Raw genomic sequence first — 24,881 nt, 5'->3', positions numbered from 1 at the left:
TAAGAGAGAAGGAGGTATTCAATGAGTAAAACCTTGGTTATCGTTGAATCGCCGGCAAAAGCAAAAACGATTAAGAAGTATTTACCAAAAGGCTACGAAGTTGAAGCGACGATGGGACACGTAATTGATCTGCCCAAAAGCCGAATTGGTATTAATATAGAAGAAGATTTTAAACCGGACTATATAAAAATCCGGGGCAAAGCGGAATTACTGAAAAAACTGAAAAATGCTGCAAAAAAAGCCGATCAGGTCTATCTGGCCACTGACCCTGACCGGGAAGGAGAAGCGATTTCCTGGCATATGGCAAATTTTCTGGAAATCGATTTAGCAACCAAATGCCGGATTGAGTTCCATGAAATTACCAAAAAAGCTGTCAATGCGGCCATTGAAAATAAACGCATAATCGATATCGATTTAGTCAATTCACAACAGGCCCGGCGGATTCTGGATCGACTGGTTGGGTATTCACTGAGTCCTTTTTTGTGGAAAAAAGTAAAGAAGGGGCTTAGTGGTGGTCGGGTTCAATCCGTTGTCACCAGAATTATTGTCGATCGGGAAGAGGAGATTGCCGCCTTTATTCCCGAAGAGTATTGGAACCTGGAGCTGCTTTTAAAAAAAGCCGATGACGAAAAAACCTTCATCTCCAAATTTTATTCGGAAGATGGCAAAAAGAAAACCATTACCAACGCCGAAGAGGCCATTCGGCTGGAAAAGGTAGTAAACGCCCATCCCATTGTCGTTGAAAATGTTAAAAAGCGGATTCGTTATCAAAAACCACCGCTCCCCTTTACCACCAGTACCCTCCAGCAGGAAGCGTATAAGGTTCTGGGCTTCACCACTCAACGCACCATGCGTCTGGCCCAGCAGCTCTACGAAGGGGTTGATATTAAGGGCAGTGGGCTGACCGGTTTGATCACCTACTTAAGAACCGACTCAACCCGGATTGCTGACGAAGCGGTTGCTGAGAGCAAGGAATATATAACAGAACATTTTGGCGATGATTATCTGGGCACTGAGAAAAAAGCCGGAAAGAAGAAAAATGTCCAGGATGCCCACGAAGCCATTCGTCCGTCATCAGTCATGCTGACGCCTGAAGAGGCCCGCAATTCACTGGAGCCGGACCAGTATCGTCTGTACAAGCTGATCTGGGAACGACTGCTCTGCAGTCAGATGGCTGATGCCCAGTATTTCGTTACCGATGTGGATGTAGCCTGCAGCAATCTGATTTTTAAAACCAAAGGCGAAACCCAAAAGTTTGATGGCTTTACCCGGGTTGGCAAAGGGGCTGGTAAAAATGATGACAGCATCTTGCCGGAACTGGCCATCGGCGATGACCTGGAACGGCTTAAAACAACGAAAGAGCAGAAATTCACCAAGCCTCCGGCCCGCTACACCGAGGCCTCATTGGTTAAAATCCTTGAAGAAAAGGGCATCGGTCGACCCAGTACCTATGCACCGACTATTGCAACCATTAAAAATCGTGACTATGTGGAAGTGGAAGACAAACATTTCAAGCCGACCGAACTTGGTGTCACGGTAACCCATCTGATGAAAGAATATTTCAGTGATGTGGTAAATATTTCCTTTACCGCCGAAATGGAAGATCGTCTTGATGCCGTTTCTGATGGCCAAACTGACTGGGTTGAATTGCTTAAAAACTTTTATCAGGGTTTTGAAAAAGAACTGACCAATGCCCAGGAAAAGGCTGAATCAGTAACCATCGCTGATCCCGAATCAGATGTGGATTGCGAATTGTGCGGCCGCCGCATGGTCATTAAAAAAGGAAAATATGGCCGCTTTCTGGCCTGCCCCGGCTTTCCGGACTGTAAAAATACCAAACCCTATTTTGAAAAAACCGGAGGGATCTGTTCAGTTTGTGGTGGCGATATTGTTAAGCGAACCTCAAAAACCGGACGAACCTTTTATTCCTGTAACAATTACCCGGATTGTGACTATATGAACTGGGACTTGCCGATTCCTGAAAAATGTCCGGTCTGCGGATCAACCCTGTTTCAAAAAGGCCTGGGAAAACGCAAATCGATCTATTGCGATAAAAAAGATTGCGGCTATAAAGCACCAACGGCCGAGTAAATTAAAGTACAAGTGTTAAGAAAGCGAGAATAACTATGTTTCATGCAACAACCATCGTAGGAATCCGTCATAACGGTCAAGTCGCCATAGCTGGAGATGGTCAGGTAACCATGGGCGAAAAAACAATCATGAAAAACAAAGCCACTAAAATCAGACGAATCTATCATGATAAAATCCTGGTGGGGTTTGCCGGATCGGTTGCCGATGCCTTTACCCTGTGCGAAAAATTCGAGCACAAGGTTGAACAGTATAACGGTAATTTAAAACGTTCCGCAGTGGAATTGGCCAAGGAGTGGCGCTCAGATAAGATTCTCAGGAAACTTGAAGCCCTGCTGATTGTCATGGACGAAGCCGAGACCCTGGTCTTATCAGGGAACGGCGAAGTCATTGAACCGGATGATGATGTGGCGGCCATTGGTTCCGGTGGATCCTATGCACTTGCCGCAGCCCGGGCTTTAAAAAGTCATTCAAACCTCAGTGCCGAAGAAATGGTCTACGAATCATTAAAGATTGCTTCAGAAATATGTGTCTTTACCAACAATAATATTTCTGTTGAAGTATTATAGAAACGGAAGAATGCTAATGAAAGAACTAACACCAAAAAAAATCGTTACCGAACTAAACCGTTATATCATTGGTCAGGAAGCGGCAAAAAAAGCTGTGGCTGTGGCGATTCGCAATCGCTATCGACGGTCGTTGTTACCAGCCGATCTGATCGATGAGTTCACGCCTAAAAACATCATCTTGATTGGACCAACCGGGGTCGGGAAGACCGAGATAGCCCGACGAATGGCGAAGCTGGTGAAAGCACCATTTATCAAGGTTGAGGCAACTAAATTTACCGAAGTCGGTTATGTTGGCAGGGATGTTGAGTCGATGGTTCGGGATCTGGTCAATACAGCCATCCGAAACGTTCAACAGGAAAAAATGAAAGAAGTTTATGCCGAAGCCGAAATAAATGCCAATAAAATTATTCTGGATATTCTGGTACCTTCAAAAAAAGTCAAAGAAACCCTAAAAACCCCCTTTGACATTTTTATGAAACCATCCCCGCCGACAACCCCAACACTATCGGAACTCGAAGGAGATGCCGAAAAAGAGCAGACCAAAAAAGAAAAACGGGAAGCGCTATCAAAGGATTTGGCCGCTGGTCGGCTGGAAGACCAGATGATTGAAATTGAAGTGGATGACGACGGTTCTAAAACTATTGGTATTATGCAGGGAATGAACAGCGATAGTATGTCATTCAATATGAATGATATTCTTGGTGACTTTTTGCCTCAAAAGAAAAAAAAGAAAAATGTCAAAATCTCTGAGGCTCGGAAAATCCTGATCAATCAGGAAGCCCAAAAGTTAATTGACATGGATCAGGTCAACGAACAGGGTGTCAAGGATGCCGAACAGAATGGCATTATCTTTATCGACGAAATTGACAAAATTATCGGTAACGGCAACAACCACGGACCCGATGTGTCCCGGGAAGGGGTTCAACGGGATATCCTGCCAATTGTTGAAGGCAGCACGGTTAACACCAAATATGGTCCGATCAAAACCGATTTTATTCTCTTTATTGGAGCCGGGGCCTTTCATGTGTCAAAAATTTCTGACATGATTCCCGAGCTCCAGGGTCGTTTCCCGATCAGTGTCCAGCTGGACAGTTTGACTGAAGAAGACTTTATTCAGATTCTGACCCATACTGAAAACTCGGTCATTAAGCAATATCAGCAGCTGATCCGAACCGAGGATGTCAATCTGATTTTTGAGGACGAAGCAGTCCGGTATCTTGCTAAAATTGCTTATCTTCAAAATGAAGAAGACGAAAACATCGGGGCCCGGCGGCTGCACACCGTAATGGAAAAATTACTGGAAGAAATATCCTTTTATGCGTCCGATTACGAACAGGACGATTTTGTCATTGATATGAATTACGTGGAACGGGTCTTTAATATCTCAGAAAAGCGGGATAATTATCAAAAATATTTACTCTAAATAAAAAAATAACTTGTATTAACAGCAACGCTATGTTAATATATATCGGTATGTATTACACACATTCTCTGAAAGACATCAGGTGCCGGTTTGCTGGTCGATGTTCTTGATTGATGAGAATGGAGGAAAAACCAAGGAGGAATGAATTATGGCATGTGTTTCAATGAAACAATTATTAGAAGCAGGGGTGCATTTCGGGCACCAGACACGACGATGGAATCCAAAAATGGCTCCATATATTTTCACAGAAAGAAATGGTATTTACATCATTGATTTACAACAAACTGTGAAACGAATTGAAAAAGCGTATGCGTTTGTCAAAGAACTGGCTGAAAACGGCGAAGAAATTCTGTTTGTCGGAACCAAAAAACAAGCTCAGACAAGCATCGAACGAGAAGCAAAACGTAGCGGCAGCTATTGCGTGAATCATCGTTGGTTAGGTGGAACCTTAACAAACTTCGGTACCATCAGCAAACGAATTGAACGATTAAATGAATTGGAACAAATGGAAGAAGATGGTACCTTTGATCTTCTGCCTAAAAAAGAAGTTATTCAGCTGAAACGTCAGCGTGAAAAATTACAAAAATTCCTGGGCGGCATCAAAGATATGAAGGGTGTTCCGGGTGCAATTTTTGTTATCGATACAAAGAAAGAAAGAATTGCCATTGCTGAAGCTAAAAAACTGGGTATTCCAATTATCGGTATCGTAGATACAAACTGCGATCCTGATGAAATTGACTATATCATTCCTGGTAATGACGATGCGATTCGTGCGGTTGCTTTGATTCTTTCAGTTATTTCTGATGCGATTATTGAAGGACGTCAGGGCGAACAAGTCGAAGAAGAAATTGAAGTAGCACCAGTAGCTGTCGTCGAAGAAGTTGTCAGCGACGTTGACGAAGTCGAAGAAGCTGCAGAAGTTACTGAAGCAGAATAGTTTATAATTACGATCAGGAGGAGAAAAGTGGACGCAAAATTAGTAAAAGAATTACGCGCTAAAAGTGGTGCCGGAATGATGGACTGCAAAAAAGCGCTTGTTGAAACAGACGGAAATATCGAAGACGCAATGGTTTATCTGCGGGAAAAAGGACTGGCTGCTACCAATAAAAAAGCTGGCCGTGTTGCCGCTGAAGGAATCGTTGAAGCGTATATCCATATGGGTGGAAAAATTGGCGTACTCGTCGAAATTAACTGCGAAACTGATTTCGTTGCTAAAAATGAAGGATTTAAAAATTTTGTTAAAGACGTGGCAATGCACATTGCTGCTGCCAATCCTTTATATGTAACCAAAGAAGAAGTGCCAATGGAAGAAATTGAAAAAGAAAAAGAAATTCTTCGAGCTCAGGCGCTCAATGAAGGCAAACCAGAAAAAATCGTTGATAAAATGGTTGAAGGCCGTGTCAGCAAATATTATAAAGAAATTTGTCTGTTGGAACAACCTTTTGTTAAGAATCCCGATCTGACTATTGAAGATCTGGTTAAAGAGCAAATTATGACCATCGGCGAAAATGTCAAAATCCGACGCTTTGCCCGCTTCCAGATGGGTGAAGGTTTAGAGAAAAAAGAAGAAAACTTTGCCGAAGAAGTAGCGAAGCAATTAAACGCATAAACGCTGAAAAAGAACACATTCGTGTTCTTTTTTTACCGTTGATTCGATTGTAAATTATTTCACATTACGATATAATAAAGAAAATGAAAGGGGGAGTTTTATTGGAACCGAAATACAAACGTGTCATCATAAAATTAAGTGGAGAAGCATTAGCCGGTACAACCAGCCATGGTATTGATACGCCGACGGTACAAGCTATCTGCAGCCAGATCAAAGAGGTTTTTGAATTGGGTGTTGAAATAGCCATTGTTGTCGGCGGTGGTAATTTCTGGCGGGGACGAAGCGGCGAAGGGATGGATAAATCAACCGCCGACTACATGGGAATGCTTGCCACCTGCATCAATGCCCTCGGTTTACAGGATGTTTTGGAAGAAATGGACGTGCCCGTCCGGGTTCAAACTGCAATTGAAATGAAACAAATTGCCGAGCCCTATATCCGCAGAAAAGCCGTTCGACATCTCGAAAAAAGACGGGTTGTTATTTTTGCCTGCGGTACCGGAAATCCCTTTTTCACGACCGATACAACGGCTGCCCTGCGAGCAGCAGAAATTGATGCTGAAATTATCCTCTTGGCAAAAAGCATTGATGCGGTGTACGATTCAGATCCCCTGGTTAACCCGGATGCAGTCCGCTATTCTGAATTATCATACATAGATGTACTGAATCAAGGCCTGAAGGTCATGGATTCAACCGCAACCTCATTATGTATGGATAATCACATCCCTATTCTAGTGTTTGGTTTAAATGAACCGAAAAATATTTTACGTGCAATTATGGGCGAAAAAATCGGAACAATTATTCAGGAGGTATAGAAGATGGTTAATGAGATCAAAGCCACAGCAAATGAAAAAATGGATAAAGCCCTTAAAAACCTTAATGAAAGTTTGGGAAGTCTCCGGGCTGGTCGAGCCAATCCCCGAATTCTTGACAAGGTCATGGTGGATTATTATGGATCACCGACAAGTTTGAATCAATTGGCAAACATCAGTACTCCTGAGCCACGCATGATCGTTGTAAGCCCTTATGATGCAACCGCTATTCCGGCCATCGAAAAGGGTATTTTAAAATCTGACCTGGGTTTTAATCCCTCTAATGACGGTAAAATTATCCGTTTACTGATTCCCCAGTTAACCGAGGAACGCCGTAAAGAGCTGGTCAAACTGGTTAAAAAGTACGGAGAAGAATGCAAGGTTGCTATGCGAAACATTCGTCGTCATGCCATTCAGGATCTTAAAGATGGACAAAAAGAAGGTCTGATCACCGAAGATGATTTAAAGCAAGGTGAAAAAGAAATTCAGAAGGTAACGGACGAAGAGATTAAAAACATTGATGCCATTCTAAAAGAAAAAGAAGCGGAAATTTTAGAGGTTTAATGGTTTTATCGGGATATGATTTATTTAATTGTTCATTCAATTATATAGTATTTCATTAAGAGTGGGGAGACCCACTCTTAACTATTTTTCAAGTCGGTATCAAAGTGATGGCTACTGTGAAAAATACAACCCAGATTTTTAGATAAATAATAAAATAAAAGGAATAAGTATGAAAAAAGTATCGAAAGAGTTCTTATTAGAAGAATTAGCTGCTCCAGTGGTCGAATCACTGGGGTATGAACTAACCGATCTGACCTTTGAAAAAAAAGGAAAGGACTGGTATCTGACCCTGTTTATCGATTCGGAAAATGGCATTTCTTTGGAAGATTGCGAAAAAGTCAGCCGACCAGTCAGTGAAATGCTTGACGAGCAGGATCCCATCGAACAAAGTTATTTTCTCGAAGTATCATCACCCGGAATGGATCGTCCGTTGAAAAAAGAAAAACATTTCCTGTCAAATCTTGATAAAAAAATAGCAGTTCATCTTTTCGCACCGATGGATGGGAAAAAAGATATCGAGGGGGTATTAAAATCATATACTACCGATGAACTAACCCTTGAATTGGAAACAGGTGAACTGCTGACACTGGAGAACAGTAAAATTGCAAAAGCAAATCGGTTGGATGAGTTGAATTTTAAACCTCTTCCATCAGCTGAATAATACGGAAGGCGGAGAAAACCAATATGAATCAGGAGTTTATACGCGCTCTGGATGTAATTCAAGAAGAAAAATCAATTGATAAAGAAGAATTAATTCAAGCAATTGAGGCTGCAATTACCACCGCATATAAAAAGAATTATGGCAATGCACACAATGTTGAGATCAGCATTGACCGTGAAAATGGCGATATTCAAGTCTTTGCATTAAAAGAAATTGTCGAGGTTCCGGAAAATGATCACAGTCAGATTTCGCTTGAAAAAGCCCGGGAAGTTGACAGTAATTACGAAGTCGGCGATTTTTTCAGAAAAGAAGTCCGACCCCGGGATTTCGGCCGAATTGCGGCCCAGAATGCCAAGCAATTGATCATCCAGCGGATTAAAGAAGCAGAGCGCAATATCATCTACGACGATTACCTCAAACGACAGGATGAAGTTTTAACCGGGATTATTAAACGAATCGAAAAAGGTATTGTGTATGTAGAAATCGGTAAATTGGAGGCAGTGATGTTGCCATCTGAGCAAACGACTGGCGAAACATACACGCTGAACCAACGCTTAAAAGTGTACTTACTAATGGTTAAAAAAACCACCAAAGGACCCCAGGTCAATGTATCCCGAACCCATCCGGGGTTGGTCAAGCGCTTGTTCGAATCCGAAGTACCGGAAATCTTTGACGGGATTGTCGATATTGTCTCCATTTCCCGGGAAGCTGGTTCTCGCACCAAGGTGGCCGTCAAAGCCAATGACCCCAGTATTGATCCGGTTGGTGCCTGTGTCGGCCAAAAAGGGGTCCGGGTTCAAAATATTATCAATGAGTTGCAGGGTGAAAAAATAGATGTTATTAAATGGAGCGACTCGGTTGAAGAATATCTGTCCAATGCCCTGAGTCCAGCCAAAGTAGTTGAAATCATCGCCAATAAAGACGAAAAATCAGCGGTGGCGATTGTTGATGACTATCAATTATCCCTGGCCATTGGTAAGGAAGGTCAAAATGTCCGTCTGGCCGCAAAACTGACTGGCTGGAAAATTGACATCAAAAGCAAAATTGACTATGTCAACCAACATAATGAATCAAAAACCCAGAATAGCGGTTTAACCGAGGATATTTTACTGGAGCTAAAAGAAGAGCTTGAATCCGCTGAGGCTCTGGAGTTGATGAATTCGTCAGTATCTGAAGAAGACGTCCTCTTCGACAACATTTCAGATCTGGAAAATTAAAGGTTTAATCACTAATATAGCTTTTTATGCTATAATACTTAGATAAAACAATGTCAGGGAGGTAAAATGAAAAAAATTCCACAGAGAACCTGTGTTATATGCCATTCCAAATTTGATAAACGTGACTTATTTAGGATTGTCTCAGATAAATCTGGCGAAATTTTTTTTGATCCCACCGGAAAAGCTAATGGACGTGGTGCTTATGTCTGCCAGTCCGATGCCTGTGTTGATCAATTCCTGAATAAAAATTATTTGGAACGGGCATTTAAAAGAAAAGTAGAAAGTGATGTTGTCGAAATCGTTCGACAGCAACTGTCAGAGAAAAAACAAATGAAATAAATAAAATATTGAAGGGAGGAATACTATGTCAAAATTAAGAGTATACGATTTAGCTAAAAAATATGATATTCCCAGCAAAGATTTCGTAAGCATTTTAAATAAGTACAATATTCCTGTAAAAAACCATATGAGCGCCCTGACTGATCAACAAATTTCCGAATTTGAAGAAAAATTCGATAAAAATAAGTATCAAGCAGAGCAGGAAACTGAGCCGAAAAAGGCCCCTGTTAAGGAACCGACTAAAGCCAGTGCCAATCCTGCTGCCCCTAAGGGGACGAGTGAGACTAAAAAACCGACTCGTCCACCACAAAAAAACCAACCCAAAACAGGTGGCAATGGCCCGAAAAAAGCCGATGATAAAAAACGACCGGTATCTAATAATCAAGGTCAACAGCCCAAGATGCGGGATCACAGCAAAAAAGAAAAAACAGCTCGAAGTGTTTACAAGCGCATCAAGGACGAGAAGAAGAAATCGGTACAGTTGAACCAGACCTTTGAAATTCCGGAGGTTTTAACCGTTGGCGAGTTGGCTGATGTCCTCGAAATTAGTGCCACAGAGGTTATAAAAACCCTGATGCTGGCTGGAACCATGGTCAGTATCAACCAGGAAATCGACTTTGAAACAGCGGCGATTGTTGCGGCAGAGCTGGGCTTTGAAGTGGAAGCCATCAAAATTGAAGACGTCGTTTCCAAAATTCTGGAAGAGTATGACGAAGAAGAAAGCGAAAACGAAATCCCCCGACCACCGGTTGTCACCGTTATGGGACATGTCGATCATGGTAAAACATCACTGCTTGACAAAATCCGTAAAGCGAATGTTATTGCTGGCGAAGCGGGTGGAATCACCCAGCATATTGGGGCCTATACCGTTAATATCAATAACCATGCCATTACTGTCATCGATACCCCAGGTCATGAAGCGTTTACAGCCATGCGTTCCCGAGGTGCACAGATTACCGATATCGCTGTTTTGGTGGTTGCTGCGGATGATGGGGTCATGCCTCAAACCGTAGAAGCGATTAATCATGCCAAGGCTGCTGGCGTACCAATTCTGGTGGCGATCAATAAAATTGATAAACCTGGCGCTGACCCGGAACGGGTTAAACAGGAGCTGACCAAATATAATCTGGTAGTTGAAGAATGGGGCGGGGAAACCATTGCTGTTAACGTCTCAGCTAAAACCGGTGAAGGGATTGAATCCCTGCTGGAAATGATCATTATGATGTCCGAAATGGAAGAACTGACCGCTGATCCTGGCCGGGAAGCCCGGGGCAGTGTGATCGAGTCCCAGATCAAACGGGGTAAAGGAGCGGTTGCCACCTTATTGGTTCAGCAGGGTACCTTGCATATAGGGGATTCAATTATTTCGGGAACCACCTATGGTAAAATCCGAACGATGATCGATGATAAAGGCAAACGTCTTAAAAAGGCAGGCCCATCGACACCGGTGGAAATTTCTGGGCTGTCCGATATTCCGGTAGCCGGAGATGATTTTATTGTTCTGGAAAATGAAAAAGAAGCCCGTCAATTAGCTGAAAAACGAAAAGAGATGCAAAAAGGTGAACGTCAGCGTCGTTCCAACATTTCTCTTGACGATCTGTTCAGTCAGATTCAGGACGGCAATATTCAGGATGTCAATATTATTATTAAAGCGGATGTTCAGGGTTCCATCGAAGCGATCAAACAATCCCTGGAAAAACTGGATAACGAAGCCGTCCGCATCAATATTATTCACGGAGCAGTTGGCGCCATTAATGAAACGGATGTGATGTTAGCCGCAACCTCCAACGCCATTGTTATTGGGTTTAATGTTCGACCGGATAAAAATGCCGTCAAGTTGGCTGAAACCGAAGAAGTGGATATGCGACTCTACCGGGTTATTTATGATGCCGTTGAAGACATCAAAAAAGCCATGGAAGGGATGCTGGCCCCAGAATTCCGGGAAAAGGTCATGGGTAATGCCGAAGTCCGGGAAGTCTTTAAAATCCCCAGTGTTGGTACCATCGCCGGTTGTTACATTACCGAAGGTAAAATCAATCGAAATGATGACGTCCGAATTATTCGTGATGGAATCGTCATTCTGGAAGGAAAAATTGCCTCGTTACGTCGATTTAAAGATGATGTCAAAGAAGTTAACACCGGCTACGAATGTGGTATTGGCATCGAAAAATACAACGATTTAAAGGTTGGCGATAACATTGAAGCCTTTACCATGGAAAAGATTGAAAGATAAGCGCAAGCCTATCTTTCTCAGCAAGGAGGTAACACAAAATGGCATCGCATCGCAATGAAAAAATAAATGGCTTAATTCAGCGGGAATTAAGCTTAATCATCATCCATAAAATGAAAGACTCCCGAATTAAAGACAGTAATGTCAGTATCACCAAGGTTAAAGCAGCTCCCGACTTAAAAACTGCCACTGTCTATGTCAGCATCTTCGGTGATGATCGTCAGAAGAAGGTTGTCCTCGAATTATTGAATAATGCCAAGAGCTTTTTAAGATCGAGCCTGGGCCAGGTCATTACTGTTCATTCGGTACCGGCGCTCAGCTTTGAAATCGACAATTCGATTGAATATGGCATGCATATCGAGTCAATTTTACAAAGTTTGAAAGACGATAAAAAAGAAATGCAGGATCAGAATGAACACGATTCCTGATGAGATTTTAAATTGTCTTTGCACCAATCAACGGTTTTTGATTTTGCTTCATCAAAAACCGGATGGTGATGCAATTGGTTCGGCAGTGGCTTTGGGAAAAGGTTTGAAGCAGCTGAATAAAACCGTTGATTATTATATCGACCTACCCCTTGAAGACAAGCTGGAGTTCTTTGATGAAATTCAGTATTTTAACCAGGTCTTACAGGACGACTATGATGTAATTATCTATCTTGACTGCTCCAGTAGCAGTTTTGCTTTTTCACCAGCGGAAATGCCAGCCGCAAAAATTAGACTGGTGATTGATCATCATAAAAGCAATGCCCACTATGGTGATCTGAACTTTGTCGAAATTACCGGTGCAACAGCCGAAATCGTCTTTCGGGTACTCCGGGGACTTAATGTGGTGTTTGATGAGGAGATGGCTGATGCCATTTTCACCGGCATTACCACCGATACCGGCAGTTTTCAATTTTCCAATGTGACAGTCGACACCCATTTAATTGCCAGTGAATTATATGCCATCAAAACCAATTATGCCCACCTCTCCAAACGGCTTCATACCCAAAAGAACATCAATCAGATGAAAATGACCGGGGCAGCGATTCATTCCCTGGAAATTCTCGACAGTATGCCGATTGCGATGATGATTTTGGATCACGAAACTATCGTTAAATTTGGCGGCACCATCAACATTACCGATGATGTAGCCAATTTGGGCCAAAATACCATCGGCGTCGCCATTACGGCCCTGTTAAAAGAAATTGACCCCGGTGAATACCGGGTTTCCTTACGGGCCAAATATCCCTACGATATCCACGAAATTGCCTTAAAATACGGTGGTGGAGGTCATGAACGGGCCGCCGGTTTTAATTTTTGCGGCGATGTCGGGGAACTCAAACGGGACTTGATGGAGGTTTGTGCAAATCAAAATGGAGAAGCTTAACAGCCTTAATGGCTATCTCAATGTCAACAAAGAGCCGGGGATGACTTCCCACGATGTGGTATTTAAAGCCCGGAAGCTCCTTAAAACCAAAAAAATCGGACATACCGGAACCCTTGATCCTGAGGCCCAGGGCGTGCTGGTACTCTGTGTCGGTCAAGCCACCAAAATGGTCGAGTACATCACGGATCACGACAAGGTCTATGAAGCCGAGGTGATTCTGGGTTTGGCAACCGATAGCTGTGATTTATCAGGAACCATCGTTGACAAAAGCGAAAAACGGATTGATGCCAGGGCTTTTGAAGCTATTTTGTCACAATTTACTGGTGATATCTCCCAGCAACCACCGATCTACTCAGCCATTCGGGTTAATGGCAAAAAACTCTATCACTACGCCAGAAACGGCGAAACGGTGGAAATTCCCGAACGGGACGTTCACATCACAGAAATCCGTTTATTGAATTTTGATGAAGCTGCTCAAAAAGCCCGAATGATGGTCACCTGTTCAAAGGGCACCTACATCCGGTCCTTGTGCCGGGATATCGGCGCAGCCCTGGGGACCCTGGGCTGTATGGGGCAACTGATCCGCCATCAGGTTGGCCGCTTTACACTGAGCGATGCCTTAACCTTGAGCCAGATTGAAAAACGCATCAGTCAGGAGGCCCCGGAATCGCTCTTATATCCTCTGGCATACTCGATGGACGGTTATCGCCGGGTTTCTGCCACCGATCAGGGCCGCCGTTTCCTGCTCAATGGCAATAAGCTGTTTCAGTGGAATCTCCGTGAATCGCTGGATGATTTTTATCCCGGCGAAACCCTGCGGCTGTATGATGGGAATCAGCTAATTGGTATGGGCAGATATGTTATAAATGACGAAGGCAACTATATCAAACCGACAAAACTACTGTGAGGTAAAACATGACAGCACAAACGTATCACGGCGAAAAAATGGTATTAGCCCTGGGTTTTTTTGATGGCGTTCATCTGGGACACCGGGCCTTACTGCAAAAAACGAAAGAAATTGGTCGGCAAATCGGGTGCAAAACCGGGGTTATGACCTTTAAGGAACACCCTCTGGAGCTGATCTTTCCCAATTATACCCCCTGGCTGATCACCTCCAATACCCAAAAAGAAGCCATGATTCAGGATTATGGCATTGATTTCGTTTTCTTGAATCCCTTTACCGAAAAGCTGATGAAGCTAACCCCAGAGAAATTTATCACCGACTATCTGCTAAAAAAATACAATGTCAAAGTCATTGTGGTTGGTTTTAATTATAATTTTGGTTACAAGGGTGCCGGAACCACCGCCACCTTAGTTGAGCTGGGCAAAAAATACGGCTTTGCCGTAGAAATTCTCCCCCCCTTTATCATCAATACCCATTCCATCAGTTCCACCTTTATCCGGGAGCTGATCAGCTGTGGTCAGGTGGATGAGGTTAAAACCTTTCTGGGCCGAAATTATGCCCTCAGTGGCGTGGTTGTTCAGGGCAAAGGACTGGGACACCAGTATGGTATTCCGACTGCCAATATCAAACTCGATAAGAAATTAATTTTGCCGAATACCGGCGTTTATTATACTCATGTTCATTATCAGGGACAATGTTTTCATGGCTTAACCAATTTGGGATTTAACCCGACGTTTGAAAAACACCCCTTTAGCATCGAAACCTATATTTATGATTTTGATGAGGACATTTATGATCACGAAATCACCATCGAATTCATTAAAAAAATCCGGGACGAAATTAAATTTGATTCCATTGATGATTTAATCAATCAAATCAGAATGGATATCGATCAGATCCGCAAGGATTTTATCAAATAATCCATTTACAAGCCTAACTGTTTATGATATACTCATTAAGTTACTACCATTCACTTAGTTTTTTGACACTCCAACAAAATACTCGGTTTATGGCTAAATTAAAAAACAAGGAGATTTTACATGATCACAAAAGAATTAAAAGCACAGATTGTCGCAGACTACCAAAAAGCTGAGGGTGATACTGGTTCACCAGAGGTACAAATTGCACTATTAACAGCCCGTATCAATGATCTTAATGGACACCTTCAAATCCATAAAAAAGACCATCATTCACGACGCGGTCTACTGAAACTGGTAGGTCAACGACGACGATTATTAACTTATCTGAAAGACAAAGATATCACACGATATCGTGAACTAATCCAAAGATTAGGTTTAAGAAAATAATTTGGGGCGGAGTATTCCGCCCTTTTTTTTTACCTGAAGGTTAGCACTTAATCTCCTTAACACGGTTGGTGATCCTGGTTCTGAAAAACGATAAATCTGCCATTTTTGGCGTATTATATATAGAAAGCGAGAAAAGAATGAATATTTTTGAAACTCAAATTGCTGGCCGCCCTTTCCGCGTGGAAATTGGCGAAGTGGCACAATTGGCAAAAGGTGCAGCGATGATCAGATATGGTAAAACCGAAGTTCTGGCTGTTGCTTCAGCTTCTAAAAAGCCCCGGGAAGGCATGGATTTCTTCCCACTCAGCTGTGATTACGAAGAAAAACAATACTCCGTGGGAAAATTCCCCGGTGGTTTTATTAAGCGTGAAGGCCGTCCCACCGAACGGGCAATTCTAAACTCCCGACTGATGGATCGACCCATCCGCCCCTTATTCCCGAAAGGCTTTCGCAACGACGTTCAGGTAGTTGCCACGATTATGTCAGTGGATCAGGATAATGCGCCTGAAATTGCGGCAATGATTGGCTCTTCAATTGCACTGTCAATTTCGGACATCCCTTTCAATGGCCCCACCGGTGCGGTTGCTGTTGGTTATATCGATGGAAAGTACATTATCAATCCCAATGAAGCTGAGCGTGAAATCAGTGAACTGAGCCTGATTGTCTCCGGCACAAAAGACGCCATCATGATGGTGGAAGCCGGTGCCAACGAGGTTTCCGAAGAACTGATGCTGGAAGCAATTTTGCTGGCTCACGAAGAAATTAAAAAAATCGTCGCCTTTCAGGAAGAAATCGTCGCTGCTGTGGGCAAAGAAAAACAGGAATATACGCTGTTTACCCCAGCCGAAGAAATCAAAGCCGAAGTGGTTGCTTTCTTAGGGGATCAGTTGACAACTGCCGTTAAAACAGCCGATAAGCTGGAACGACTGGATAATATTGAGGCCACTAAAAATCTGGTCAGAGCACATTTTGCAGAAACCTATCCCAACCAGGGCAATGATATCGACGAGATTCTGAATTCGCTGGTCAAAAAAGAAATTCGTCGGATGATTCTTGAAGATCGGATTCGTCCAGACAACCGAAAAATGGATGAGATCCGTCCGATCACCGCCAAAATTGACTTTCTTGAAAGACCCCATGGTTCCGGATTATTTACCCGGGGTGAAACCCAAGTCTTGTCTGTAGTCACCCTGGGGGTTTTAGGAGATGTCCAGAAACTGGATGGTTTATCCAACGAAGATTCCAAACGCTATATTCACCACTATAATTTCCCGGCCTACAGTGTTGGCGAAGCCCGACCATCCCGGGGCCCCGGCCGCCGTGAAATCGGACATGGTGCTCTGGCCGAACGGGCACTGATTCCGGTGCTGCCATCCGAAGATGAATTCCCCTACGCAATCCGGGTGGTATCGGAAGTGTTAAGTTCCAACGGTTCCACCTCCCAGGCCAGTGTCTGCGGCAGCTCGCTGTCATTAATGGCTGCTGGAGTGCCCTTAAAAGCGCCAGTTGCCGGGATTGCCATGGGTCTGATCAAAGAAGACGATAAACTGGCGATTCTTTCGGATATTCAGGGGATGGAAGACTTCCTCGGCGATATGGACTTTAAGGTAGCGGGAACTGCTGAGGGGATCACCGCAATTCAGATGGACATTAAAATCGATGGCATCAACAAGCAGATTTTAACCGAAGCCCTGGAACAGGCCCGCATTGGCCGACTGCATATCCTTGGCATTATGAATGACGAAATTGCCGAGTCCCGCAAAGATTTATCACCCTATGCGCCTCGAATTATTATTTTCCAGATTAAACCCGACAAGATCCGTGACGTTATCGGTTCTGGCGGTAAGGTTATTAATAAGATCATCGATGATACCGGCGTTAAAATTGATATTGAAGATGATGGCCGGATCTTCATTGCTTCTGTGGATACCGAATCCGGTAATCGAGCCAAAGAAATTATCGAAAACATCGTCCGTGAAGTGGAAGTGGGTGAGGTCTTAACCGGTAAGGTCGTCCGAATTATGAATTTTGGTGCCTTTGTATCCCTACCAGGTGGCAAAGACGGTTTGGTCCATATTTCCAAACTGGCTCACGAGCGGGTCAATGCCGTTGAAGACGTGGTTAAAATTGGCGATGAGGTCACCGTTAAAGTCATGGAAATTGATGGACAGGGCCGCATTAATCTGTCCCGGAAGGCCGTTTTGCCAAAGGAATAAGATGAATAATAGATATTCAATTAAAATACTGAATCAGTCACCATTTCCACTGCCGGAATATCAGACCCCAGGCGCTGCCGGAGTTGATTTGCGAGCCAATCTGGATGGTAAAATGATCATCATGCCCCACAAGGTCTATCAGATTCCCACCGGCATTTTTCTGGAAATGCCGATAGGGGTGGAAGCTCAGATTCGGGCCCGCAGTGGCTTGGCCCTTAAACATGGCCTATCGCTGGTCAACGGCGTCGGCACCATTGATGCTGATTATCGGGGAGAAATTAAGATAATTCTGATAAACTTACTCGATAAGCCCTACCAGCTGGAACCCGGCGAACGGATTGCCCAGATGGTCTTCTCGGAATATGTCAAAGCCGATTTTGTGGAAGTTTTAAGCGTAGACGAATTGGCCACCAGTAAGCGGGGCGATGGTGGCTTTGGCCATTCAGGAAAATAATGGTATTGTTAAAAAGTAAGCTGAGGTCATGAACCCTTCATTGATTGCTGCACCGCTTTCCAATCATACTTCCATAACACAATCTCAAGGTGCAGGTATCCCTGCACCTTTTATCATTTCTTTTTTTAAACAGAGGAGCATAATGGCAACAACTAAGAAACCAAATCAAACTAAACCAAATAACAAATCAAATAAAGGGAAAACCAAAAAGAAACCGGCCCCGAAAACAGCCAAACGGTTTTCCATCAGTAACATGGCCATCGGAATCTTCTTAATCATTCTGGGGGTTTTCTCGATTTATGCCTACATCGACTTTAATGCCGGGATGGTGGGCAACTTTGTCAGTCAGGCCTTTTCGTATTGCTTTGGCGCCCTGACGATTTTTATATCTCTCTATCTCTGCGCCCTGGGGGTGGTATTGTGTCTGAATAAAATAACTGATTGGGCCACCACCTTTGTACTGACCTTCTTATTATTTGTTAACATGATGATCGGTTTTACAATTTATGCCCCCAATCTGATGGACTACAGTCTTCTGGAGCTGTTCAGTTTGGCCCAGTATGGCCAATACGGTGGGATTATCGGGATTCTGCTGGCAGTTCTGTTTATTAAGCTGTTTGCGGTCAAAGGCACCCTGCTGCTGATTGTTGTCAGCTCGGCCATTATCTTAATTTTTATTTTCCGCAACCGACTAAAAAAATATTTAAGCCAGATTAAGGAAAAAAGTGACAATGCCCCTCCGGTCAAAGACCGGCTGAAAGACCTGCTGGCGATGCTAAAGGAAAAACAGCAGATCAGAAAAGAGGTCAAGGCGACTAAGGAACGGACCTCCGAAACCACCCTGATTCCGATGGTGGGTGATTTTGATGAGAACGCCCCCTTGTTTGAACCTTATCAGATTAATGAAACCCATCCGCCCCTTCCGCCCACAGAAAAACCCCTGTTTGAACCGGTCACCGGGGTGATTCCGGCGACTAAAAAGAAAACCCGGCAGGATCCCTTCGGCTTTATTGAAGAAGATGCCGACGAACCGGAAACCCCGATGAAGATTCACGAGAATTTCCTCAAGCCGCCCAATTTTGATGACTTGGGAACGACTAAAAAAGCCGCCAACAAAGATTATCACAAAGAAACGAAAACGGACGATGAAACAAAGGTATTAGACTTGTCCGCAGTCAGTTTTGAAGATGAGGTTGAGGAATACACCTTTCCGACGTTGGAACTTTTAAATCCACCGGCCACTAAAAAAAAGTCCAAAAAAGATGATGTCATTAAGAAAGCCCGAATCATCGAAGAAACCCTGAAAAATTTTGGCGTCAAAGCCAAAATCGTCGAGGTCAATGTCGGTCCCAGCATAACCCGCTTTGAACTGCAGCTTGATCCGGGAGTTAAAGTTAATAAATTTGTCAATCTCTCCTCTGATCTGGCGCTGAGTCTGGCCACTTCGGATATCCGGATTGAGGCCCCGATTCCCGGCAAGGCGGCGGTCGGCATTGAGGTTCCCAATGATGTATCAGAAATCGTCGGTCTTAGGGAAATTATTGATACCCCGCCCTTTAAAAACAGCAAAAGTCCACTGACCTTTGCCCTGGGAAAAACCCTGTCCGGCGAAAATGTGATTGGCGATATCGGCAAAATGCCCCATGTTCTGATTGCCGGTTCCACCGGCTCGGGAAAAAGTGTCTGTATCAATAGTATTATTGTCAGCCTGATCTTTAAGTCGTCACCAGAGGAATTGCGGTTTATTATGATTGACCCCAAAATGGTGGAACTCAATCAGTATAATGCCATTCCGCATCTGCTGATTCCAGTGGTGACCGATCCCAAAAAAGCCGCCTATGCCCTCAACTGGGGCTTGAAAGAAATGACCGACCGCTATATGCTCTTTAAAGATGCCGGGGTTCGGGATATTGAGGGCTACAACGAACAGATGCTGGCGACTGGCCTGAAAAAACTGCCCCGGATTGTGATTGTCATTGATGAACTGGCCGATCTGATGATCACCTCACCCAAAGAATGTGAAAATGCCATTTGCCGGATCGCCCAATTAGCCCGGGCTTGTGGGATCCACCTGATCATTGCCACCCAAAGGCCGTCAGTGGATGTAATCACCGGTTTGATCAAGGCCAATATTCCCTCGCGAATTGCCTTTGCTGTGGCCTCTAATACTGATTCACGGACGATTCTCGATACCGGCGGGGCCGAAAAACTACTTGGTAAGGGGGATATGCTCTATTACCCGGTGGGGCAGTCCAAGCCGACCCGGGTTCAGTGTACCTATGTCTCGGATGCCGAGATTAATGCCGTGATTGATGCTGTCAAACCCCAGAAGGGCCATCAGTATGATGCCGCCATTGAAGAAGCCATTTCCCAGGAACCGGAGGAAAAACCGCAGAACCGGGAAGGTGATGTACTGCTGGAAGATGCCTTGAATATTGCCTTTGAATACAACCAGCTGTCAACCTCGATGCTGCAGCGAAAACTGCAGGTAGGTTACGCCCGGGCTGGCCGGATTATTGATGACCTTGAAGAACGGGGAATTATCTCCGGGCCCAACGGCAGCAAACCCCGGCAGATTCTGATTACTGAAGATGAATATAATAGGAGAGATTAGCATAAAATGAAGACCATCCACATGACCACCCTGGGCTGTGATAAAAACACCATCGATTCAGAAATGATGCTGGGTTTGATTGCCGAGAAAAACTACGAAATAATCGATGAGCCCCAGGAAGCTGCGATTATTATTGTCAATACCTGCTGTTTTATCCAATCGGCCAAGGAACAATCAATTGAATATATTCTTGACTATGTTGGCTATAAAAATTCCGGCTCCTGCCAGCTGCTGATTGTCGCCGGTTGCATGGCCGAGCGCTATCATACTGAACTGGCCGAGGAAATCCCGGAAATTGACGGCTTTTTAGGGGTGGGCCATTTTGACAATATTGTTGATTTGATCACGTCGCTGGAAAGACCGGTGGCTGATCCGGCCAGCCCGCCCACAAGTCCTGTGATGCCCCAGTATTTTGGCGATATTGACAAAGCCATCAGCCAAACCAGGCGTTATCTAAAACCGGGAACAGTGTCCACCTTTATCCGCATCAGCGAAGGCTGCGACCACGGCTGTACCTATTGTGTCATCCCCAAGATCCGTGGAAAATACCGCAGTCGCCCCAGCCAGGAAATTTTTTCTGAACTTCAGTACCTGAGGGACCAGGGGATCGAGGAGATCATCCTGATTGGTCAGGACATTGCCCCATATGGCCAGGATCTGGATGAAGGTCTGGACTTGCCAGCTCTGCTTGAAGTAATTGCCAGCAATTTTGATTTTACCTGGATTCGGATGATGTATCTTTACCCCGAGGGCATTACCGACAAGCTTCTGGCAGTGGTTAAACGCTACCCGGCGATTTGTCAATACTTTGATATTCCCCTACAGCATCTCAATGATGAGGTGTTAAAACGGATGGGTCGGAAGATGAGCTTTGCGCAGATTAGCCAACTGGTAAAAAAGATACGCCAAACCCTGCCCGATACGGTGCTGCGAACCTCGATTATCACGGGTTTTCCCGGAGAAACGGTTGCGGCCCACACGGATCTGATAAATAAAATAAAAGTGTTGCCTTTTGATCATTTAGGGGTATTTAAGTATTCACAGGAAGAAAATACTCCGGCCGCTGAATTTATGGATCAGTTGACCGAGGACCAGAAAGAACAGCGTTATGACGAAATCATGATCACCCAGCAGGCGCTTTCTTATCACCAGAAACAACGTTTTATCGGCAAAACCCTGAAGGTACTGCTTGAAGGTGTCGAGGATGGGGCCTATTATGGCCGTTTTTATGGCGATGCCCCGGAAATTGATGGCACCGTATTTGTCGAAAGTAGTGATCCCTTAACAATCGGAGAATTTTATTCCGTTAAGATAGTTCAAGCCCTCGAATATGATTTGATAGGAGATATTGAAAATGAATTTACCAAATAAGATTACCGTTGTCAGAATGGTCATGATCCCTTTTTTCATTGCTGCACTGCTGATTGATTTTCCTTACCACGAGCCAATTGCGGCGGCCCTGTTCATTATCGCTTCATTGACCGACAGCCTTGATGGCTATCTGGCCCGCAGCCGTAACCTGGTCACCGATTTCGGCAAGTTTATGGACCCGCTGGCTGACAAGTTACTGGTTTGTTCGGCACTGATCTGCTTTGTCCAGCTGGGCTCGGTTCCGGCCTGGATGGTGATAATCATCATTGCCCGGGAATTTGCCATCACCGGTCTGCGGTCGCTGGCGGCTGCCGATGGGATCATCATTGCTGCCAGCAAATGGGGCAAGGCCAAAACCATTTCGCAGATGATTGCCATTATTCTAATACTCTTTAACAACTGGCCATTTTCGCTTCTCAGTATTCCGATGGCCGACATTATGATGGTTGTGGCCACCTTGCTGACCCTGTATTCAGGAATTGACTATCTGATTCTTAATAAAAAAGTGTTTCGTTCGATGTAATTTGTTACGCCAATATGTATTAATCATCAAACTTTGAGAGGAAATGACCAATGAAATGTGAATTGATTTCGGTGGGCACGGAGCTATTAGTAGGGGATACCCTGAACACCAATGTTCAGTTTTTATCCCGGGAGTTGTCCCTGTTGGGGATCCGGGTGTGTTTTCATACCACCGTGGGGGATAATCCGCAGCGTTTGGAAGAAGCGGTGCGAATCGCCTTTGAGCGCAGCGACCTGATTATTACCACCGGCGGACTGGGGCCCACCCAGGATGATCTGACCAAGGAAGTGATTGCTGAAATTTTTGGCAAAAAGCTGGTTCAGGATCAAAAAACCAAAGACGATTTAATGGCGTACTTTGCCAACCGGGAGTTTACCATGACCCCCAACAACCTCAAGCAGACCTTTATTCCCGAAGGTGCCGAGATTTTATTTAATCCCTGCGGCACGGCCCCGGGGATTTTACTGAGAGAGCAGGGGCGGATTATTATCATGTTGCCAGGGCCACCCCGGGAAATGACCCGCATGTTTGAAGAAGCAGTGTTGCCGGTGTTACAGCAGGATCATCAACAGCTGGTGATTTCACGGTACTACAATCTCTCGGATATTGGCGAATCGGCGGCTGAAGACCGGCTGCTGGATCTGATTGATACCCAGGTCAACCCGACAATTGCCACCTATGCCAAGATGGGTGAGGTACTGGTGCGGATTACCGCCAATGGCCATGATGAAAATGAAATCAATGCGCTTTTGGATCACTACGAAGGGATTATGCTGTCCCGGTTTGAAGACCATATTTTCACTTTTTCCAAAGCATCGCTCCAGGAAACGGTAGCCGAATTATTAATGACCAACTCCATCACGCTGGCCACCGCCGAGTCCTGCAGCGGCGGCCTGATTGCCGCCCAGTTGACCGAACAGCCGGGGATTTCCAAAATTTTTGGCTTTGGTTTAGTGACCTACTCTAATGAAGCTAAAATGAAGCTCTTGAATGTTTCAAAAGCCACCCTGGATACCTATGGGGCCGTTAGTGCCGAAACCGCCAGCGAAATGTGTAAGAACCTGTCAGCCCTTTCCGGAGCCCGGCTTAATGTGTCGGTCACCGGGATTGCCGGTCCGGACGGCGGCAGTGACGAAAAACCAGTGGGACTGGTCTATATTGGCATCTGTTTTGATGACCAGACCGAAGTCTATCGCTATCATTTTAATGGCGACCGCAAAGTCGTGCAGCAGAAAACCGCCAATAAGGTCTTCCATCTGATCCGCAAAACCATAGTTGACAAAGCGTAATTGAATCGTTATAATTAAATCAGAACGAACGTTCCGAAACGAATGTTTCAATAAAGATAGGATGGTTACAAATGGCTGAAAAATCAAAAATAAATAGTGAAGAATTAACCGATAAACAAAAGGCTCTGGATGCAGCTCTACGAAACATCGAAAAGAGTTTTGGTAAAGGTTCAGTCATGCGCCTCGGTGATGAAGCTGCCAAACTGAATGTCGAAGTCATTTCGACTTCATCCATCGGCCTGGATATGGCATTGGGTGTGGGCGGCGTACCCCGGGGTCGGGTGGTGGAAATCTACGGTCCGGAATCCTCCGGGAAGACCACGATTGCCCTTCACATCATTGCTGAAGCGCAAAAAACTGGCGGTAATGCCGCCTTCGTCGATGCCGAGCATGCCCTGGATCCGACCTATGCCAAGGCTCTGGGCGTCGATATTGATAATCTGCTGGTAGCCCAACCAGATACCGGCGAACAGGCCATGGAAATTGTTGAAGCCCTGGTGCGCAGTAATGCCATTGACGTCATTGTCATCGACTCGGTGGCAGCCCTGGTGCCCCGAGCCGAAATCGATGGTGAAATGGGGGATTCCCACATGGGTCTCCAGGCCCGACTGATGTCCCAGGCACTTAGAAAGCTGACTGGGGTCATTAAAAAATCGAACACCACCACCATCTTTATCAATCAGTTGCGCGATAAAATCGGGGTGATGTTTGGTAATCCCGAAACCACCACCGGCGGGAAGGCCCTTAAATTTTATGCCTCGGTACGAATTGACGTCCGCCGGATTGAATCCCTGAAAAAAGGCACCGAAATTATTGGTAACCGGACCCGGGCGAAGATTGTCAAAAACAAAATTGCGCCGCCCTTTAAACAGGCTGAGTTTGACATTATGTATGGTAAGGGTATTTCCAAAGAAGGGGATCTTCTTGATGTTGGCGTCGATTTTGGAATCGTCGACAAATCCGGCTCCTGGTTCTCCTATAATGAGCAACGACTGGGACAGGGTCGGGATAACTCCAAGGAGTTTTTAATAGCCAACCCCGATGTTGCCGATGCCATCGAAGCCGAAATCCGGGCCAAAAATGCGGCCAGCAAAATGACGGCTGAACCCGAAGCGGTTGAAGCAGACCTGCTCGAAGATGAAGAGATTGAATAAGCAAACCATCAATAAAACCATAAAAAAAGAGCCGTTTAGCGGCAATGTCATTAAGTTAACGAAATAACGAAAGAGTCTTATGCTTGAAAAAGCGTAGGGCTTTTTTTATTTGTATAGATAAAAAAACTTGACAATATTATAAAAAAATGTGGCGAAGCCCCTTAAATAT

At 44.6% G+C, this 24,881-nt stretch carries 23 protein-coding genes; all 23 read left to right on the top strand.

Annotation, left to right across the window (positions count from 1 at the left end; translation table 11 throughout):
* Positions 1–21: 21 nt before the first annotated feature.
* Positions 22–2,091, top strand: coding sequence for a type I DNA topoisomerase (gene topA, locus ACWI_RS14755; RefSeq protein ID WP_070372211.1), 2,070 nt, complete (start codon positions 22–24; stop codon positions 2,089–2,091).
* Positions 2,092–2,126: 35 nt separating this feature from the next.
* A complete protein-coding gene (gene hslV / locus ACWI_RS14750; protein ID WP_070372210.1) occupies positions 2,127–2,657 on the top strand; it encodes an ATP-dependent protease subunit HslV in 531 nt (176 codons plus the stop codon).
* Positions 2,658–2,673: 16 nt separating this feature from the next.
* Entirely contained in the window at positions 2,674–4,080 is a 1,407-nt protein-coding gene (gene hslU / locus ACWI_RS14745; protein ID WP_070372209.1) for an ATP-dependent protease ATPase subunit HslU, read from the top strand.
* 148 nt (positions 4,081–4,228) lie between these two features.
* The gene (gene rpsB / locus ACWI_RS14740; RefSeq protein WP_070372208.1) at positions 4,229–5,017 is read left to right on the top strand and encodes a 30S ribosomal protein S2; all 789 of its coding nucleotides are present in this window, start codon (positions 4,229–4,231) and stop codon (positions 5,015–5,017) included.
* Positions 5,018–5,044: 27 nt separating this feature from the next.
* Positions 5,045–5,689 carry a translation elongation factor Ts gene (gene tsf / locus ACWI_RS14735; RefSeq protein WP_084633727.1) on the top strand — a complete coding sequence of 215 codons (645 nt, stop codon included), beginning with the start codon at positions 5,045–5,047 and terminating at the stop codon, positions 5,687–5,689.
* A gap of 83 nt (positions 5,690–5,772) precedes the next feature.
* Positions 5,773–6,501 carry a UMP kinase gene (pyrH, locus tag ACWI_RS14730; RefSeq protein ID WP_070372207.1) on the top strand — a complete coding sequence of 243 codons (729 nt, stop codon included), beginning with the start codon at positions 5,773–5,775 and terminating at the stop codon, positions 6,499–6,501.
* A 3-nt stretch (positions 6,502–6,504) separates the two neighbouring features.
* Entirely contained in the window at positions 6,505–7,062 is a 558-nt protein-coding gene (gene frr / locus ACWI_RS14725) for a ribosome recycling factor (protein WP_070372206.1), read from the top strand.
* Between the two features lie 169 nt (positions 7,063–7,231).
* Positions 7,232–7,723: a ribosome maturation factor RimP gene (locus tag ACWI_RS14720; RefSeq protein ID WP_070372205.1), complete on the top strand. Its 492-nt coding sequence runs from the start codon at positions 7,232–7,234 to the stop codon at positions 7,721–7,723.
* A 23-nt stretch (positions 7,724–7,746) separates the two neighbouring features.
* Entirely contained in the window at positions 7,747–8,940 is a 1,194-nt protein-coding gene (nusA, locus tag ACWI_RS14715; RefSeq protein WP_070372204.1) for a transcription termination factor NusA, read from the top strand.
* 66 nt (positions 8,941–9,006) lie between these two features.
* Entirely contained in the window at positions 9,007–9,279 is a 273-nt protein-coding gene (rnpM, locus tag ACWI_RS14710) for an RNase P modulator RnpM (RefSeq protein ID WP_070372203.1), read from the top strand.
* Positions 9,280–9,304: 25 nt separating this feature from the next.
* Positions 9,305–11,512 (top strand): translation initiation factor IF-2, encoded by a 2,208-nt coding sequence (gene infB / locus ACWI_RS14705; protein ID WP_070372202.1) that lies wholly within the window; start codon positions 9,305–9,307, stop codon positions 11,510–11,512.
* 38 nt (positions 11,513–11,550) lie between these two features.
* Positions 11,551–11,937: a 30S ribosome-binding factor RbfA gene (gene rbfA, locus ACWI_RS14700; RefSeq protein WP_070372201.1), complete on the top strand. Its 387-nt coding sequence runs from the start codon at positions 11,551–11,553 to the stop codon at positions 11,935–11,937.
* Positions 11,921–12,880, top strand: coding sequence for a DHH family phosphoesterase (locus ACWI_RS14695; RefSeq protein WP_070372200.1), 960 nt, complete (start codon positions 11,921–11,923; stop codon positions 12,878–12,880). Before rbfA ends, ACWI_RS14695 begins: the two co-directional genes overlap by 17 nt.
* Positions 12,855–13,787, top strand: coding sequence for a tRNA pseudouridine(55) synthase TruB (truB, locus tag ACWI_RS14690; RefSeq protein WP_242871627.1), 933 nt, complete (start codon positions 12,855–12,857; stop codon positions 13,785–13,787). The genes ACWI_RS14695 and truB overlap by 26 nt, the downstream gene beginning before the upstream one ends.
* An 8-nt stretch (positions 13,788–13,795) precedes the next feature.
* The gene (locus ACWI_RS14685) at positions 13,796–14,704 is read left to right on the top strand and encodes a bifunctional riboflavin kinase/FAD synthetase (protein ID WP_070372199.1); all 909 of its coding nucleotides are present in this window, start codon (positions 13,796–13,798) and stop codon (positions 14,702–14,704) included.
* A 123-nt stretch (positions 14,705–14,827) separates the two neighbouring features.
* Entirely contained in the window at positions 14,828–15,091 is a 264-nt protein-coding gene (gene rpsO, locus ACWI_RS14680) for a 30S ribosomal protein S15 (protein ID WP_425341595.1), read from the top strand.
* Between the two features lie 137 nt (positions 15,092–15,228).
* Complete coding sequence (locus tag ACWI_RS14675) at positions 15,229–17,307, top strand: polyribonucleotide nucleotidyltransferase (RefSeq protein WP_070372314.1); 2,079 nt, start codon at positions 15,229–15,231, stop codon at positions 17,305–17,307.
* Between the two features lies 1 nt (position 17,308).
* Positions 17,309–17,761, top strand: a complete 453-nt coding sequence (gene dut / locus ACWI_RS14670) for a dUTP diphosphatase (RefSeq protein WP_070372197.1) — start codon at positions 17,309–17,311, stop codon at positions 17,759–17,761.
* A gap of 142 nt (positions 17,762–17,903) precedes the next feature.
* Positions 17,904–20,375 (top strand): FtsK/SpoIIIE family DNA translocase, encoded by a 2,472-nt coding sequence (locus ACWI_RS14665; RefSeq protein ID WP_070372196.1) that lies wholly within the window; start codon positions 17,904–17,906, stop codon positions 20,373–20,375.
* Between the two features lie 6 nt (positions 20,376–20,381).
* Complete coding sequence (gene rimO / locus ACWI_RS14660; protein ID WP_070372195.1) at positions 20,382–21,746, top strand: 30S ribosomal protein S12 methylthiotransferase RimO; 1,365 nt, start codon at positions 20,382–20,384, stop codon at positions 21,744–21,746.
* A complete protein-coding gene (gene pgsA / locus ACWI_RS14655; RefSeq protein WP_070372194.1) occupies positions 21,730–22,269 on the top strand; it encodes a CDP-diacylglycerol--glycerol-3-phosphate 3-phosphatidyltransferase in 540 nt (179 codons plus the stop codon). Before rimO ends, pgsA begins: the two co-directional genes overlap by 17 nt.
* A gap of 50 nt (positions 22,270–22,319) precedes the next feature.
* Positions 22,320–23,558, top strand: coding sequence for a competence/damage-inducible protein A (locus tag ACWI_RS14650; protein WP_070372193.1), 1,239 nt, complete (start codon positions 22,320–22,322; stop codon positions 23,556–23,558).
* Positions 23,559–23,629: 71 nt separating this feature from the next.
* Entirely contained in the window at positions 23,630–24,712 is a 1,083-nt protein-coding gene (gene recA, locus ACWI_RS14645; protein WP_070372192.1) for a recombinase RecA, read from the top strand.
* Positions 24,713–24,881 lie beyond the last annotated feature (169 nt).

Source organism: Acetobacterium wieringae (assembly GCF_001766835.1).
Classification (GTDB): Bacteria; Bacillota; Clostridia; order Eubacteriales; family Eubacteriaceae; genus Acetobacterium; species Acetobacterium wieringae.
The sequence above is the reverse complement of the archived record's forward strand: the minus strand, read 5'-3'. Positions and strand labels throughout refer to the sequence as shown.

Coding starts and splice junctions, on each gene's coding strand:
- ACWI_RS14720 (WP_070372205.1), top strand. CDS start 7,232: ATGAAAAAAGTATCGAAAGAGTTCTTATTAGAAGAATTAGCTGCTCCA.
- pyrH (WP_070372207.1), top strand. CDS start 5,773: ATGAAAGGGGGAGTTTTATTGGAACCGAAATACAAACGTGTCATCATA.
- ACWI_RS14695 (WP_070372200.1), top strand. CDS start 11,921: ATGAACACGATTCCTGATGAGATTTTAAATTGTCTTTGCACCAATCAA.
- ACWI_RS14650 (WP_070372193.1), top strand. CDS start 22,320: ATGAAATGTGAATTGATTTCGGTGGGCACGGAGCTATTAGTAGGGGAT.
- rnpM (WP_070372203.1), top strand. CDS start 9,007: ATGAAAAAAATTCCACAGAGAACCTGTGTTATATGCCATTCCAAATTT.
- nusA (WP_070372204.1), top strand. CDS start 7,747: ATGAATCAGGAGTTTATACGCGCTCTGGATGTAATTCAAGAAGAAAAA.
- hslU (WP_070372209.1), top strand. CDS start 2,674: ATGAAAGAACTAACACCAAAAAAAATCGTTACCGAACTAAACCGTTAT.
- hslV (WP_070372210.1), top strand. CDS start 2,127: ATGTTTCATGCAACAACCATCGTAGGAATCCGTCATAACGGTCAAGTC.
- ACWI_RS14665 (WP_070372196.1), top strand. CDS start 17,904: ATGGCAACAACTAAGAAACCAAATCAAACTAAACCAAATAACAAATCA.
- ACWI_RS14685 (WP_070372199.1), top strand. CDS start 13,796: ATGACAGCACAAACGTATCACGGCGAAAAAATGGTATTAGCCCTGGGT.
- pgsA (WP_070372194.1), top strand. CDS start 21,730: ATGAATTTACCAAATAAGATTACCGTTGTCAGAATGGTCATGATCCCT.
- frr (WP_070372206.1), top strand. CDS start 6,505: ATGGTTAATGAGATCAAAGCCACAGCAAATGAAAAAATGGATAAAGCC.
- recA (WP_070372192.1), top strand. CDS start 23,630: ATGGCTGAAAAATCAAAAATAAATAGTGAAGAATTAACCGATAAACAA.
- ACWI_RS14675 (WP_070372314.1), top strand. CDS start 15,229: ATGAATATTTTTGAAACTCAAATTGCTGGCCGCCCTTTCCGCGTGGAA.
- rpsB (WP_070372208.1), top strand. CDS start 4,229: ATGGCATGTGTTTCAATGAAACAATTATTAGAAGCAGGGGTGCATTTC.
- topA (WP_070372211.1), top strand. CDS start 22: ATGAGTAAAACCTTGGTTATCGTTGAATCGCCGGCAAAAGCAAAAACG.
- rbfA (WP_070372201.1), top strand. CDS start 11,551: ATGGCATCGCATCGCAATGAAAAAATAAATGGCTTAATTCAGCGGGAA.
- dut (WP_070372197.1), top strand. CDS start 17,309: ATGAATAATAGATATTCAATTAAAATACTGAATCAGTCACCATTTCCA.
- rimO (WP_070372195.1), top strand. CDS start 20,382: ATGAAGACCATCCACATGACCACCCTGGGCTGTGATAAAAACACCATC.
- infB (WP_070372202.1), top strand. CDS start 9,305: ATGTCAAAATTAAGAGTATACGATTTAGCTAAAAAATATGATATTCCC.